Genomic DNA, 14,151 nt, shown 5'->3' on the forward strand with positions numbered 1-14,151 from the left:
CTAACAGTAATCTATTCTCATTTTTGCTAACTTTAAAATGTTATTTTCATTATTTCCCACTTGATTACTTGTATTTTTTTCCAATTGTTTTATAATGAAACTACAAAAGGGAGGAAAAAATATGAAAAAACTCAAGAAAATATTATCTCAATTAATGCTAATTGTATGTTTAAGTACTTTTATAACACCTAATGTTGCAGTAATTACTAACTTGCCCGTTGTCGCAACAGCGCAAGCTGCTTATAACAAAGAAACAATTAACGATGTACAAGAAGCTTTAAACAACGAAGGATATAATTGCGGTACTCCAGATGGTGTTGTTGGTAAAAATACCAAAACTGCAATTAAAAAATACCAAAAAGATAACAAGCTTAAAATTACAGGAACTATTAATAACACTCTTTTGAAATCATTAGGTGTTACTGTTACCAAAAGCGCATCTTCCAGTACCGCCAAAACTGAAGCAACCGTTTATATAACAAGAACTGGTTCTAAATACCATAGGGCCGGATGCCGCTATTTAAGGCAATCCCAAATTGCTATCTCTTTATCAGATGCTAAGAGAAATTATGAACCATGCTCTGTTTGTAATCCATAGATTCCATGTTCTTCCTGAAGAATCTTCTTTGGAATAATCTCTTTGTAGAAATAGATTAACCCCGGAGGTAACTTGAACTGTACCCCGTCTACTCTAAGGGGAGCATATCCATAACCCTCCGGGATTTTTCTGTTATAGAAATTAAGTATGTTTATACTATTCGTTTCAAATTCTAAACATCGTACTCAAATCCATGCCCATCACATGATGGGCATGTCCTATTTCCTGTCCCATTACAAACATTACATACATCATAGCCATAATCTTTGCTCTCACCACAAAATTCACAAGTTACCTGACCGCTACCTCCGCAGTAAGTACAAGTATGATGTGGAAAATCCTCTGCCATAATAGTTCCTCCCTGTTTAATCTTCTGCATCTTCAATATAAGCGCTACCATGACATTCGGGACATACAACCTTTCCGCTTCTGCCACAATAAAAACAAGGCTCATACATATAAGGCTCTTCACATGGTAAAAGTCTTGTTTCATCATTTCCTGTTCCATTGCAATATGTACAATCAACTTCTCCAGTACCATTACATGTTCTGCAATATACTCTCATTATTATAGGCCTCCGCTTATATATTAATAATTGACAAATAAATTATACTTATTAGTGTTATGATATGCAAGATAAAACCTCCAGCACTTTTTAACTCTTTCTGCCGGCGATGGCCTTTTGTTACAATCCATGAAAAAAGCACCCGTTTCCGAGTGCTGTTGACTTCTTTATAACCGATCTAACCCTTGATTTTACCGTCTTTCCTAAGATGGAGCATAGGGGACTTGAACCCCTGACCCCCACACTGCCAGTGTGGTGCGCTCCCAACTGCGCTAATGCCCCGAACTATTTTTACTATATCATGAATTTGTCTTATTTTCAAGTTATTTTTAATAATTCCCGCATTTGTTCAAAAGTCTTCTATTGACAACCTTCTCTTGCTGCTTCATACTGAAAATAGATTATCTGCGGAGGGAATATATGAAAAAACTATTGTCTTTTTTGTTGGTATTTTCAATAATAATTACACTGGTAACACCGGCTCATTCTGTAAACGCTGCCGCTCCTGCCCTTAGTAAAGAGAAACTGACTTTGAGTGTAGGAAAAAGCTATACTCTTAAGCTTCTAAACATTTCCGGTACTGTTATCTGGAGCAGTGATAACAAAAAAGTTGCAAGTATTACTGCAAAAGGAAAAATTAAGGCACTGTCCGTGGGACATTGCACAATTATAGCTGAAAACAAGGGAAAGAAATATAAATGCAGCCTCAATGTAACAGCTAAAACCGCAGAGGTTATTCTGCCTGCCTTACTCTTTGACAAAACTTCTCCCATAGATTATTCTAAGCAGTTTAAACTGGACATTCCGCAGTATATAAGCGTTAAGCCCTATGATGATGCATATGTTAAAGTTATCATGTATGATAAGGAACGGCTGAAGTTCTTAAAGAAATACAATGCTTCCTTTAATGACTGCCTGAAGAAAATCCTAAGTTCGGACGGCTTTGAAATATTTACTGATATGAAAGCAGATAAGCTTTTTAAAAGTGTAAAAATCTATACAGACAAAGAAAGTTATCAGGCTTCGATGGCTGATTTATCTACAGTTTATACCGTTTCTGTCATCAGTGACACCATCCAGGGTTTAAATCTCATTGATGCAGCAGACAGAAAATGCAGCATCCGGATCATTGACACAAAAACAGGCAAGCTGTTATATCCCGCAAAACCGTAAGGTTATATCGCTTTGCTTATAACTTGAATTACAAGGCATAGTATTCCAATTAACAATACCGCTCCTATCAGTAGTCCGGAAGGAAAGGAACTATAACTGTAAAATATAAAGATTGTACCGACCAAGACAATTCCTGTGCCATTGATGCGTGACTGCAAAGGAATATTTTTAACACCTTCGTATTTTCTAAGTAGTGGGACCCGTCCTTTTACAATCATATATAAGCCAAAGAAAATGAGTAAAATTTCACCGATATAAGCAATCATACCAGCCCTCCTCTTTTCACTTTTTTGCAATCATTCAGCACTATAGATCTTTACATCTGCTCTGTCAAGCGTCAGCGTATCCCAGCCGGAATCCGCCATAATCTTCAAATTTAGGGTATATACCTTATTTAGATTATACCACCGCTCACCTTTCGGCTCTTCCGTGATGTAATGAACAGCATAACTTCCAGTAAAATCTTCCTTGGAGGAACCACCTCTAAGTGGTACTTCTCCGTCTATATCACAGTCTATCTTTCCAATCTTTTTGACTTCCGCTGTCAGATTCCCGTTTGCATCCCTTGCATTTTTGTATTCCAAAGAAAATGAGTCATAATACTTATTCCCCATTTTTATTTCTGTATAGGTTGCTCTCCAGTTTTCATTTTCTCCATAGAATATAAATGTATTCTTATTATTTATTTCTCTATAATACAATACCGAAAGAATAATAGCTGCTGTAAAAGCTATTACAAAGAGTATCTTCCATTTCATATTTATACCCATTGCATATCGCAGGCTTGCCCGCTGTCTGCAATCTGCCACAAATAAAAATGAGTGAAAGAATCCATTATGGCAGCCTTTCATTTTCTGAATTTTCTTTCACTCTTTGCCTTCCTTATGTAAAACACTGTCTCAAAGTATGATTTTGATTTGACTCTATACAATCATATCTTAAAATTTAACCTTTTGTGCCTTTTTTCATTCCGCGCTTTCTCTCCCATAATTATACAACGGTTTTACATAAAAAACAATGCCATCAATAGTACCATAACTTGCATATATTAGAGTAAAATCCCGGAGGTGTGCTATGCCTGGCGGTTGGAATTATCAAGCCTATCTGACACCCTATGATACCTATCTCTTTTATCATACCATGGATATTAACGAGGATTATTTTTATATTCCTCTCGCTGTTGCTACCCAGGTGGTAAACGGTACAAATTACCGTTTCATTACTATTGCAGAACCAAAGGATACTACTCATACTCCCTATTATGCCCTTGTAGAAATCTACAAGCCTCTGGAGGGTGATGCACAAATCACAAATATCACGGCAATAGACTAAAAATACAGGTGAAAGGAACTCCTGCACAGAGAGTCCTTTCGCCTGATTTTTTCACCTGTAACAGCACAGAATTATAATTGCTTGCTATACTGCCCAGATAGAAAGTGAAAAACAATTTTTATTTTTCACACTACTCCCCATGCCTTTTCCAAAGTTGCATTTGAAAAATGCAACGCATTTTTCAAACTACTCTCCGTCAGCATAAGCTTCTAACTGCCTGCTGTGCTTTTCAAAGAAATCTTCTTTAGGTTCTAAGAATTTCAGCTTGTGGTTTTCTTTGTCTGAAACCAGTTCATTTAAAGTGCTGAATGCATAATCCCAGCTCCAAATTTTTTCATCCACCTCAAGATATTCTCTGATTTTTTCACAACCTGCCGGAGCTATGGGGTGCAAAAGCAGAACTCCAACACGCACTCCATAGAGAGAATCGCTAAGAACCTGCCTTCTTAAGGCATCATCGTCAGTTGTTTCCGCTGTTCTCATGTTATTTACCCAGTATTTGTTCATAAAGCGGATATAAGAATCCAGCACATAAGTAAGGCTGTGGAATTCATGGTTATACATATGCCTTTCATAGGTAAGAATTGCTTCCTCGGATTCTTTTCGTACTGCTTCACTGATTTCATTTTCAAGAAGCCTTGAATCATAGTATTTTTGTGCAGTGTAGAAGCAAGAGCGCGCCAGTCGGTTAAATACATTGGTCAGAAGATTTCCTTCCTTTAGTACCGGGTCCACTCCTTCCCTTTCCTCTTCGGGCAAATATACCTGTGGTTTAAAACTTACACTCTTGGAGGCTAATCCTAAGCTTAGGAAATGGATACGGAGCTGCTCCGGTGTATAAAAATCCAGTAAATCTCTTGCCATAGGAGGCTTTATGGCACTGCTGCTGCCAGCCTTTTTATCCATGAATAGAATATGCCTGTTGGCAATCAGCTGTGGTGCTATGAATTTACCGGCATCGCTCTTCTCACCGTATGGAAGCTTTAAGGCTGAAAATAAAGCCATTTCTGCATTTCCGTAGAAATAAATATTGTCCTCCCCGATAAACTGGTATACCTTTGCCTCTTCTGATTCCCACCAGTTTTTCCATTCCTCCCGGTCTTTTCCCTGCATTTCCAGATAAGTTCTTGTAAAGGAAATGGGTGCCCATAAAGATTCCGGCCATACCCAGAAGGTCAAATCTTTCATATCTTCCTTATCCGGTACCGGAACGCCCCATTTGATATTGCCGGATAGGCGGAAAGGTACTAACGTCTTGCCGGTGCGAAAGCGTATTCCCTTTTCATTTAATACTTCTCTTGCCCTATCCCTGTCCGCCAAGTTCTTCATCACGTAGGTTACGGAAGCCTTATTCTCCTCTTTTAAAAGCTCATGTTCAGGAAGAAGCCTGTTTAACTCCTCTTCTTGTGTTCCCGTTCTCTCAAGCTCACTCTTTTTTACATAGATACAAGGCGGTTTTAAGAATTCTTCAATAGTTTTTAGGATATATTTTCTGGTATTTCCCGATCTTTCCTTCGCCACATACCGGGTCAGCCACTGGGTATATTCCTCCAGCTTAAAGTACCAGTTGGCAACTTCCCTTACTTCGGGTGTTTTACCGGATAAGGTACTCTTCGGGTTCAAAAGTTCACTGGGCATATACTGATGTCCCAGGGAGCATTCATCCGCATAGGCTTTTTCAGACGTACAGCCCTCAATGGGACAGTTTCCTACCACCTGTCTTCCGTTTAAAAATACTCCAAAATCCGGATCAAAGAATTGAGGGGTTGCTAACTTTTCCAAGAATCCATTCCTGTAAAGCGTATCAAATATTTCCTTTGATACCTCTTCATGAATTTCCCCTGCTCTGTCAAGGGCAGAAGCGGCATAAAGGTTCAAGCTGATTTCATAAGCTGCCAGGGTATCCTTCTGGTGATTATGGTTTTTCCTTACATAATCTTTGATTGTTTCATTACAATCCTCACCCTTTTCTTCTTTAAGCTTACGGTAGCTTTCCAATATGGGGGAACCATAGCAGTCTGTGCCGGATACAAATATGACATTTTCCTCACCGATTCTGTCTCTTAAAAATCTTGCAAAGGTATCTGCATGAACAAATACCCCTCCAATATGTCCAAAATGCAGTTCTTTATTTCCATAAGGCATTCCGGCAGTTATCACGGCTTTTTTGGGAAATTCCGGCCTGCTCTTGTCTTTTTCCATCATAATACGTTCTCCTTTTCATTTACCTGACATTCTTCTAAAAATAGGTATAAAAAAACACCTCCTGTAATTTTGATCACAGGGGCGAATCTATCGCGGTACCACCCTATTTTATTAATATGTCACCATATTAACCTCTTTAAGTACGAACATACTCTAGTCCTGTAACGTGGACCCACGTCATAGCATCACGGTCTTAAACAGGCCGATCCATATGCAGCTCCGAGGCTTGTTTCGTCTGTCTTTTGCTGCTCCTTCCCACCATCTGGAGCTCTCTGTAAACTTCCGATAGAGTACTTCCCTCTTCATAGCCTTTTCTTTTTATCTTAGTATATTCAGAAACTTACTCTTTGTCAAGGACTTATATAAATGTCGATTTATCCTATTATTTGTCCGTAAGACCTGCCTCCAATTGGCGAACTTTTTTTTAAAACTTCCATATATTGAAAATATCTAAAACAAATATACATCCCTGGGAGGCTCTTTCATGAATTCTATGACTTATGATTTTGCCGTTATCGGCGGGGATTTAAGGCAGGTTTATATGGCAGAGGATTTGTCATCCCGTGGTTTTTCGGTGCTTTTATATGGGCTCGAAAACCTGTGCAGCAAAGCCAATATGGAACATGCCAAATCTCTGGCCCAAGCAATAGATTCCAGTAAGGTTATTCTTACACCCATCCCTTTTACAAAGAACGGCATTCATATATTATCCGTGGATGCCAAAGCGGATTTGACTCCGGAGATTCTCTGTACCCATCTAAAGAAAGGGCATATGCTCTATGGAGGATGTTTTACAAAAAACATCCGGGAATTCTGTGAAGCAAGTGATATTTATTACAATGATTTTATGGAAGAGGAAGAAATCACGCTGTTTAATACCATTGCAACAGCAGAGGGCACTATCGCAGAGGCCATTATTGGCAGTGACGGTAATCTGCATGGAAGTTCCTGTCTGATATTAGGATATGGAAGATGTGCAAAGACCCTGGCAGAAAAGTTAAAAGTTCTGTGCGGACAGCTTACCATAGCCGCCAGATCTCCTCTTGCAATTGCCCAGGCTAAAACCTCTTCTTTCAATGCTGTATCTCTTCCAGCGCTTACGGATGTGATATCTGAATATGACTACATCTTTAATACTATACCTGCTCCGGTATTAGGCAGAGAGCTTTTAGAAAAAACCAAACAGGATGTAACTATTATTGATATTGCTTCCGCACCGGGCGGTGTTGATTTTACTGCTGCAAAGGAGCTATCCCGTAATGCCAGACTTTGCCTTGGCCTTCCCGGAAAATATTCCCCTAAAGCAAGTGCAGCTTTTTTAACCAAATATCTATTGAGCAGTTTAGGAGAAAAAGCCGTATAAATACACCTTTTTCTCCAGAAATGAGGTATGTATGTCATTGCATAATAAAAACATCGGAATCGCATTAACCGGTTCCTTTTGTACCTTTGATAAAACCTTTGAAGAAGTCGAAAAGCTGTTAAGAGAAGATGCCAACGTTTATCCTATTCTTTCCTTTAATGCCCAGAAAATTGATTCCCGCTTTGGTAAGGCAAAGGATTTCTACTTAAGACTGGCAGAGATTACAGGTCATAACCCTATTACTACCATTGAGGATGCAGAGCCCGTAGGTCCAAAGGATATGTTTGATATCATGGCAATCATCCCCTGCACCGGCAATACTCTGGCAAAAATGGCTGCAGGCATCACCGACACTCCTGTCTTAATGGCTGCCAAAGCTCATATCCGCAATAATAAACCTCTCGTTATCTCTATTGCCACCAACGATGCCCTTGGCAATAACTTAAAAAATATTGGGACCCTTCTGAATCAAAAAAATATCTATTTTGTACCTTTCGGCCAGGATAGCCCTACCGGAAAGCCCAAATCCATGATTGCCCACACCCATTTGCTGACCTTAACCTTAGAAAGTGCCCTGGAAGGCAAACAGCTCCAACCAGTCGTTATCAGTCCTTTTTGATAGCTTACAACAATCAGGCAGGAAGTGACTTTTCTATTTTAAATCAGCCTAAGCAAAAGAAGCCCATAGCGTGAAGGAAAGCCTGGACTGCAAGCTCCCCCGCAGTTCCAGGCTTTCCTCACCCTTAACTATTGAACTCTTGTCAGATACCACTTTTGGGCATCTGTTCCATTATCCGTCCATTGCTGTACTACAGCACCGTCCGCTGTGGAAGAATTGGAGACATCCATTGCCAGACCGGTGGCCTTTGATACCAGCTTATAATAGCCGCCTCCCACATCTACAATCTTCCACCTTTGTGCATCATTTCCGTTATCCGCGCACTGCTGAAGCTGTAGACCTACGGTAGCTGCTCCATAAGGAACATCAAGACACTTACCGCTGTGAATGGCCGTTAACTTATAATATCCTCCCCCCATATCATCAATGCGGAACCTTTGGTTATTCGCACTGTAATTGGTCCATTGCTGCATCTTGGCTCCATCATCATAGGAAACGTCCTTCACATCCAGTACCTTTCCGCTGCACTTGGCTGCCAAAGTATAAATTCCACCGCTTACAATATTAGGTGTTGAGGTCTGTCCCTGGTATACTCTGACATAATCTACAAGCATCTGTGATGGGAAAGGGGTCTGGCCGTTTGGACTGCCTGGCCAGTTTCCGCCCACTGCAAGGTTTAGCAGAATAAAGAAAGATTTTTGGAATTCTTCTGTTCCGCCTGTGCCGTTCTGAATATAGAATTCATTAAATTGTACACCGTCAACAAACCATCTGATATAATTGGCATCCCATTCAATTGCATAGGTATGGAACTGGGAGAAATCAAGAGAACCTGATACTTGTCCGTAATCAGCCTGTCCGTTGGAATCCCAGTGAACCGTTCCATTTACATATGCATTACTGTTAACACGTTCCATAATGTCGATTTCGCCGCATTTCGGCCAGCCTACTGATGTAATGTTATCACCTAACATCCAGAAAGCAGGCCAAAGCCCCTGACCGGTAGGAAGCTTAATCCTTGCTTCTATCTTGCCATAAGTGAAGCTCTTAAGACCCTGGGTTTTAATTCTTGCAGAAGTGTAATTCATCCCCCCGTAAGATTCTTTCTGGGCTGTTATGGCAAGATTGCCACCTGATACTGAAAGGTTCTGCGACCGGCTGGTGTAATATTCCAGCTCATTATTACCCCATCCCCCACTGCCTGTCCCAATTTCTGCCGTCCATTTGGAGGTATCCAGGCTGCTTCCGTTAAACTCATCGCTCCAAACCAACGTCCAGTTGGCAGCAGCCTTTGAATTCACAGAAGGCAGCAACGAAATAACAAGAGCTAAAACCAACAATACACTTAAAACTTTCCCTTTTCTTAACATAAATACATCTCCTTCTCATTTATTATTTCAAACCATGCCGCGCGATCATGGCTTTGAAATCTCGTTAATTCGGGATTATTGGTTCTGCCAGGTTCTTATGTAATAGCACTCATGCATCCTGCAAGATTGCTTTTGATACTGCTTAAACGAAAAGTGTGAGATGCTCTTCCATACGAAATATATTATACATCATATCCCATATTTTGTAAATATATTCTGTTAATATCTGGTACATTTTTACTATTTTCAGGCATTTTAAATTAGAAAAGCAGAAAGACTGATAAGTCAGACTAAAAATCAAAAAGGATACCTCCTCTTGGAAGTATCCCATATAAAAATAATCATTTTTCTAATGACTTATTCAAGAAAACTATTTAAATTTAAAGGTTAATTTTACTGGTTGATGATCTGAATATTGAAATTCTGTAGGTATAACATTTACATTTTGTACTTGTATATTATTAGATACAATAAATCCATCAATGATATACATTTGTGAAGTTTCATAGGACCCCGTATATGGTCCATTTAACATACGGCATGTGGGGATGCTATCATCTACTGCAAATGAAAATGTATCTGCTATATCCTTCTTTCCAATAATTCCAGGCATCCAATTTCCCTGTTCTAATATTGGATATTGCTTATATCCTTCAAACATTTGATTAAAATCTCCTCCGGCAATAACATAATTACCTTTTTCATATTCTTTTTCAAGGATATCCGCCAGCATTTTACTTTGTGCAATCTTTCCTGCTCCACTGTCATAGGCTTCCAGATGTAAATTAAATAATACAAGTTCTTTCTTTGTACCCTCTATAGGAATTCTAGCCTCAAGAAGAGCACGTTTCAGATTACATATTTTAAGGGGCCAGCGAAAAGATTCAGGAAGTGAGATTCGTGAGGCCGAATTTACTTCTAAATCTGTTAAAGTAACTAATCCTGCTTCTACATGTCCAATTGTCGGAATGGGATACGGTATATAATCACACTTAAAGTTATAAGAGAACATGCCTGGTATTTGTAAAGCTTTTTCCAAATATTGCATTTCATTTATATGATAAGAACGTTTGGAATTTATATCAACTTCCTGAAGGAAATAAATATCTGCAGGATTACTCTTCATGACATTTGCATTTCCTAATAAATTTTTTTCTACAACCTCCTTATTGTCTGGCCTTACCTTTGTTCCTCCATCCATAAAGAAGTCCTCTGTGCTGCCTAAAGCAGCATAACCTATATTATATGTAATAACCGTTAATTCCGTATCTTGATTTACTTTTTTACTTCCATTTGATACAGAAAGCACCTCCACGTCAGAAGGACGATATTCACGTATAGTAAGAAATACAATTCCAGCTGCAAATAATCCTGAAAGTATGGCAATGATTATAACACACCATTTTACAATTTGCTTGATTCTTTTCATAACTTTTTCTCCTTCTTAATGCCCATGTATTTTTCTTTCCCATATATTTATTTTCAGTTTATTCACCGGAACCTATAATTAATCCTATTCATTATATACCTGCAACATACAAACATCATGGGATATTCACCTCCTGAAAAATCTATTTTCCTTTTCCTATTGCTTTCTGAAAGAAGCACACTTAAACCAGACCTAAGGGTTTCTCCTTTTATATAAATATTATGTGGTAACTTCATTCTAACAAAGTTGAAACTCTTTTTCTATTGTTTGGCTTCACTTAATAGGTGAAAGTGATATGCCTCCTACCTCTTTTTGTAAGCCTTACCTGAAGCATCCGCAGTAATAGCCGCAGCTACTGCTTCAATAAAAAGTGAAAGATGTTTGTTGTTTACATAAATTATTATAATAAAGGCTACTTAAAATAGCATTAAACTATACAATACAACCATACGAATAAAAGATAGAAATATTCGGTCCTTCATATGATTTTTCAAAGCTGTTATTAATTTAACTATTATACTTCATTTAAAAGGCCCTCTGTTCTTAAGGATTTTAAGACTGTTGACCGTTATCTCAAGACAATATATAATAGTGTTATGCAGCATTTAGTGCAATATTTTTCTATCCTGTCCATTCACAAAAACCCCAAATCCAGGAATAACATGCGGCCAAACTTTGGTGAAATTGCCCAAATTGTCAACCCTGTCAAGTTTCAATAAATTCAGGATGATACAGCCTCTGCTACGGACTTTACCTTTATTAATAAAACTCCCCTGTAAGAACCGGTAATTTTACCTTAATTCTTACAGGGGAGTTATTAATTGCTTTTTAATTTAATCCTGACCTTTGATTGCTTTTACTGCATTATCCAGTGCTTCTATTACCTTATCACACCACTGGTCGAATTCCACATCCTCTTTCTGGCATTCGGGATGGCTAAGCACATAATTTACTGTTTCCTTTACCTGCTGGTCAAAGCGTTTGGTACAGGTAAAACCCGGAACCAGCCTTTTGATTTTGGAATTGTCAAATACAACAGAATTTGCTTTATCTCCGATAAGGGCTCCTTTAAAATCCTCTGTGCTGGCGGCATCCAGGAATTCAGAGGAAACATAATATGCATTTAACGGAACTCCCAACGCATCTGCAACTGCTTTATGAATCTGATTCCAGGTAAGGGTTTCATCGGAAGTAATCTGAACAGCTTCTCCAATTGCATGAATATTACCCATTAATCCAATAAAACCTTTGGCAAAGTCACTGTTATGGGTCACTGTCCAAAGAGCGGTTCCGTCTCCATGTATCAGAACCTTTTTTCCCTCCAGCATTCTCTTTAATACCTGATAGCTTCCTTTTGCACCATGAATACCAACGGGAACATTTCTTTCATCATAAGTATGGCTGGGTCTTACGATAGTTACTGGGAAGCCCTCTTCTCTGTAAAGCTTCATAAGATAATCCTCACATGCAATCTTATTTCTGGAATATTCCCAATAGGGATTTGCCAGAGGAGTTCCTTCCGTAATTCGGTAATCTGACAATGGTTTCTGGTATGCGGAAGCAGAGCTGATGAAGATAAACTGTTTTGTTTTATCTTTAAACAGCCTGTAATCTCTCTTAAGCTGTTCCGGCACAAAGGCAATGAAATCCGCTACTACATCAAAATCAAGGTCTTTGATAAGTCCTGCAACTTTTTCTTCCTCACCGATATCTGCAACCAATTCCTTTACTCTGCCGTCAAAGATATTGTTTTTACTGCCTCTGTTAAGTAAATACAATTCGTGTCCGTCCTTTGCCAGCTCCTTTGAAATGGCCGTGCTTATCGTTCCTGTTCCTCCAATAAATAATACCTTCATAGATTCCTCCTTATCATGTATCTGCTTAGAATAATTTTATCTCACTTCATCTGCACCTGCCGGATATTGTTTTTACTGCTTTATCAGTATGTCTTCCACTCTTTTTAACTCGTCCCTGATTTTTAAGCTCTGGGGACATCTGTCTTCGCACAGACCGCAATCCTTGCAATGCTCTATTGTCTTTCCATCGTTATTTTTATAATTCTTCATCTCATTTTTTGCATAATCTGTAAGCCCGTATACATTATGGTAGGTATAAAGATTAAAAATCTTAGGAATGTCAATGCCTGCCGGACATGGCTGACAATAGGCACACCCTGTACAATAAAGCTCACTGAATTTCTTTAAGTTCTCCGCAGATTCTCCAAGCTGTGCCCATTCTTCCTGGGTTAAGCCTTCCTTACTGCTTCCGATGACCACATTCTTCTCTACCATGTCCATAGTTCCCATACCGGAAAGTGCGCAGCTTAGATAAGGATTACCCAATACAAACTTAAACGCCAGCTCATAGGTCGATATGGAAGGCTTACCGGTAAGCTTTGCATAAAGGTCTGTAGGTGCTGCCAGCCTGCCGCCTCCTACCGGTCCCATTGCCACCACACCAAGCCCCTTTGAAGCCGCATACTGAATCATCTCTTCGTTGCTTCTGTCCAGAAGATTGTACTGAACCAGCATGGTTTCCATGGGAACACCCCTGCTTTCTGCAGTATCAATAATATATTTGATATACTCAGCTTTGTCATGGAAAGAAAAGGATATATGCTTTATTAAGCCTTCTTCTTTGGCTTTTCTTGCCTCCTCTAAAAGATTAAGGCCAAGAACGCTCTTATCGTATTCCTCTTTGCTAAGCCCCCAGAAATGATAGAAGTCAATATACTCCATATCCAGCTTTTTTAAGCTTTTCTCTAAAAATCTTCTGTAATCGCCCGCTTCCTTACATTTATCTACCGGAATCTTTGTGGAAACCATGACCTTGTCCCTGATTTCCTTAAGGGCTTTTCCAACCGTAATTTCACTGTTATGATGACAATAATACGGAGCCGTATCAAAATAATTCACACCGTCTTCATAAGCCTTTAAAAGCATGGGTATGGCTTCATCGTCATTAATATACCACTTTCCGTCTTTTTCATACTCCGGAAACCTCATACATCCAAATCCCAAAGCAGAAATCATAGCCCCTGTATTACCAAATTTCCTATAGTTCATCATAAAACCCCCTGTACTGTGATAGATTTAGTTTACTTCTTTAAGTATACCCCATAGAGTTAACTCTAGGTCAAACGTTTTTTGCCGCTTTATTAAAAAATACCCGGCATCCGGTAAAATGATAAGTTAAATTCTACTTTGCAGGACTAAATTCATTTTGAAAGAGTAAATTCTTCTTACATGAATTTAGTTCTGCACGACTTTCTGATATACTAAATTTGTCATGGATTCCCCCACAGACAGGAGGCCCATATGCCAGATAAAAAATATAACCAAAAGCACCTTACTATGACAGAACGTATCTGGATTGAAAAAGGGTTGAACGATGGTGAAACCTTTGCTTCTATTGCCAGACGAATTGAAAAACATCCAACCACCATCGCTAAGGAGGTTAAGCGTAACCGTTATTTTCCACCACTAAAAGATCGCAA

The 14,151-nt window shown here is 39.0% G+C and carries 14 protein-coding genes, 1 tRNA gene and 1 other annotated feature; of the genes, 6 read left to right on the plus strand and 9 right to left on the minus strand.

From position 1 onward, the window contains the following. Positions 1–121 precede the first annotated feature (121 nt). Positions 122–598: a peptidoglycan-binding domain-containing protein gene (locus BUF11_RS22230; RefSeq protein WP_073591082.1), complete on the plus strand. Its 477-nt coding sequence runs from the start codon at positions 122–124 to the stop codon at positions 596–598. A gap of 172 nt (positions 599–770) precedes the next feature. On the opposite strand, the gene BUF11_RS22235 is transcribed toward BUF11_RS22230, so the two are convergent. Continuing rightward, entirely contained in the window at positions 771–1,139 is a 369-nt protein-coding gene (locus tag BUF11_RS22235; protein WP_073591083.1) for a hypothetical protein, read from the minus strand. Positions 1,140–1,373: 234 nt separating this feature from the next. After that, positions 1,374–1,446: transfer RNA gene (locus BUF11_RS22240), tRNA-Ala, on the minus strand. A gap of 138 nt (positions 1,447–1,584) precedes the next feature. Here BUF11_RS22240 and BUF11_RS22245 point away from each other — a divergent pair. After that, positions 1,585–2,337: an Ig-like domain-containing protein gene (locus BUF11_RS22245; protein ID WP_073591084.1), complete on the plus strand. Its 753-nt coding sequence runs from the start codon at positions 1,585–1,587 to the stop codon at positions 2,335–2,337. 2 nt (positions 2,338–2,339) lie between these two features. Here BUF11_RS22245 and BUF11_RS22250 read toward each other — a convergent pair whose 3' ends face one another. Continuing rightward, complete coding sequence (locus BUF11_RS22250) at positions 2,340–2,603, minus strand: hypothetical protein (protein WP_073591085.1); 264 nt, start codon at positions 2,601–2,603, stop codon at positions 2,340–2,342. A 30-nt stretch (positions 2,604–2,633) separates the two neighbouring features. After that, entirely contained in the window at positions 2,634–3,095 is a 462-nt protein-coding gene (locus BUF11_RS22255; protein WP_139243485.1) for a hypothetical protein, read from the minus strand. 316 nt (positions 3,096–3,411) lie between these two features. Here BUF11_RS22255 and BUF11_RS22260 point away from each other — a divergent pair, with 316 nt between their 5' ends. Next, positions 3,412–3,669, plus strand: coding sequence for a hypothetical protein (locus BUF11_RS22260; protein ID WP_073591087.1), 258 nt, complete (start codon positions 3,412–3,414; stop codon positions 3,667–3,669). A 186-nt stretch (positions 3,670–3,855) separates the two neighbouring features. Here the strand turns inward: BUF11_RS22260 and BUF11_RS22265 are convergent, their stop codons facing one another. Then, on the minus strand, positions 3,856–5,874 hold the full coding sequence (locus BUF11_RS22265; protein WP_073591088.1) for a class I tRNA ligase family protein: 2,019 nt from the start codon (positions 5,872–5,874) through the stop codon (positions 3,856–3,858). A 74-nt stretch (positions 5,875–5,948) separates the two neighbouring features. Then, positions 5,949–6,189 (minus strand) — a binding site (T-box leader). A 169-nt stretch (positions 6,190–6,358) separates the two neighbouring features. On the opposite strand from BUF11_RS22265, the gene dpsA reads away from it, so the two are divergent. After that, positions 6,359–7,237 carry a dipicolinate synthase subunit DpsA gene (dpsA, locus tag BUF11_RS22270; RefSeq protein ID WP_084558825.1) on the plus strand — a complete coding sequence of 293 codons (879 nt, stop codon included), beginning with the start codon at positions 6,359–6,361 and terminating at the stop codon, positions 7,235–7,237. A 31-nt stretch (positions 7,238–7,268) separates the two neighbouring features. Continuing rightward, entirely contained in the window at positions 7,269–7,856 is a 588-nt protein-coding gene (locus BUF11_RS22275; protein WP_073591089.1) for a dipicolinate synthase subunit B, read from the plus strand. A gap of 128 nt (positions 7,857–7,984) precedes the next feature. On the opposite strand, the gene BUF11_RS22280 is transcribed toward BUF11_RS22275, so the two are convergent. The 4 genes from BUF11_RS22280 to BUF11_RS22295 form a co-directional block, all read right to left on the minus strand. Further along, on the minus strand, positions 7,985–9,226 hold the full coding sequence (locus tag BUF11_RS22280; protein ID WP_073591090.1) for an RICIN domain-containing protein: 1,242 nt from the start codon (positions 9,224–9,226) through the stop codon (positions 7,985–7,987). 370 nt (positions 9,227–9,596) lie between these two features. After that, positions 9,597–10,655 carry an endonuclease/exonuclease/phosphatase family protein gene (locus tag BUF11_RS22285; protein ID WP_073591091.1) on the minus strand — a complete coding sequence of 353 codons (1,059 nt, stop codon included), beginning with the start codon at positions 10,653–10,655 and terminating at the stop codon, positions 9,597–9,599. Between the two features lie 833 nt (positions 10,656–11,488). After that, entirely contained in the window at positions 11,489–12,511 is a 1,023-nt protein-coding gene (locus BUF11_RS22290; protein ID WP_073591092.1) for an SDR family oxidoreductase, read from the minus strand. 72 nt (positions 12,512–12,583) lie between these two features. Next, positions 12,584–13,723 (minus strand): aldo/keto reductase, encoded by a 1,140-nt coding sequence (locus BUF11_RS22295; RefSeq protein ID WP_242952442.1) that lies wholly within the window; start codon positions 13,721–13,723, stop codon positions 12,584–12,586. A 249-nt stretch (positions 13,724–13,972) separates the two neighbouring features. Between BUF11_RS22295 and BUF11_RS22300 the strand changes: the two genes are divergently transcribed. Next, the coding region (locus BUF11_RS22300; protein ID WP_139243486.1) for a helix-turn-helix domain-containing protein at positions 13,973–14,151 on the plus strand (179 nt) is incomplete at its 3' end.

It is taken from the genome of Anaerocolumna xylanovorans DSM 12503, from assembly GCF_900143645.1.
Lineage (GTDB): Bacteria > Bacillota > Clostridia > Lachnospirales > Lachnospiraceae > Anaerocolumna > Anaerocolumna xylanovorans.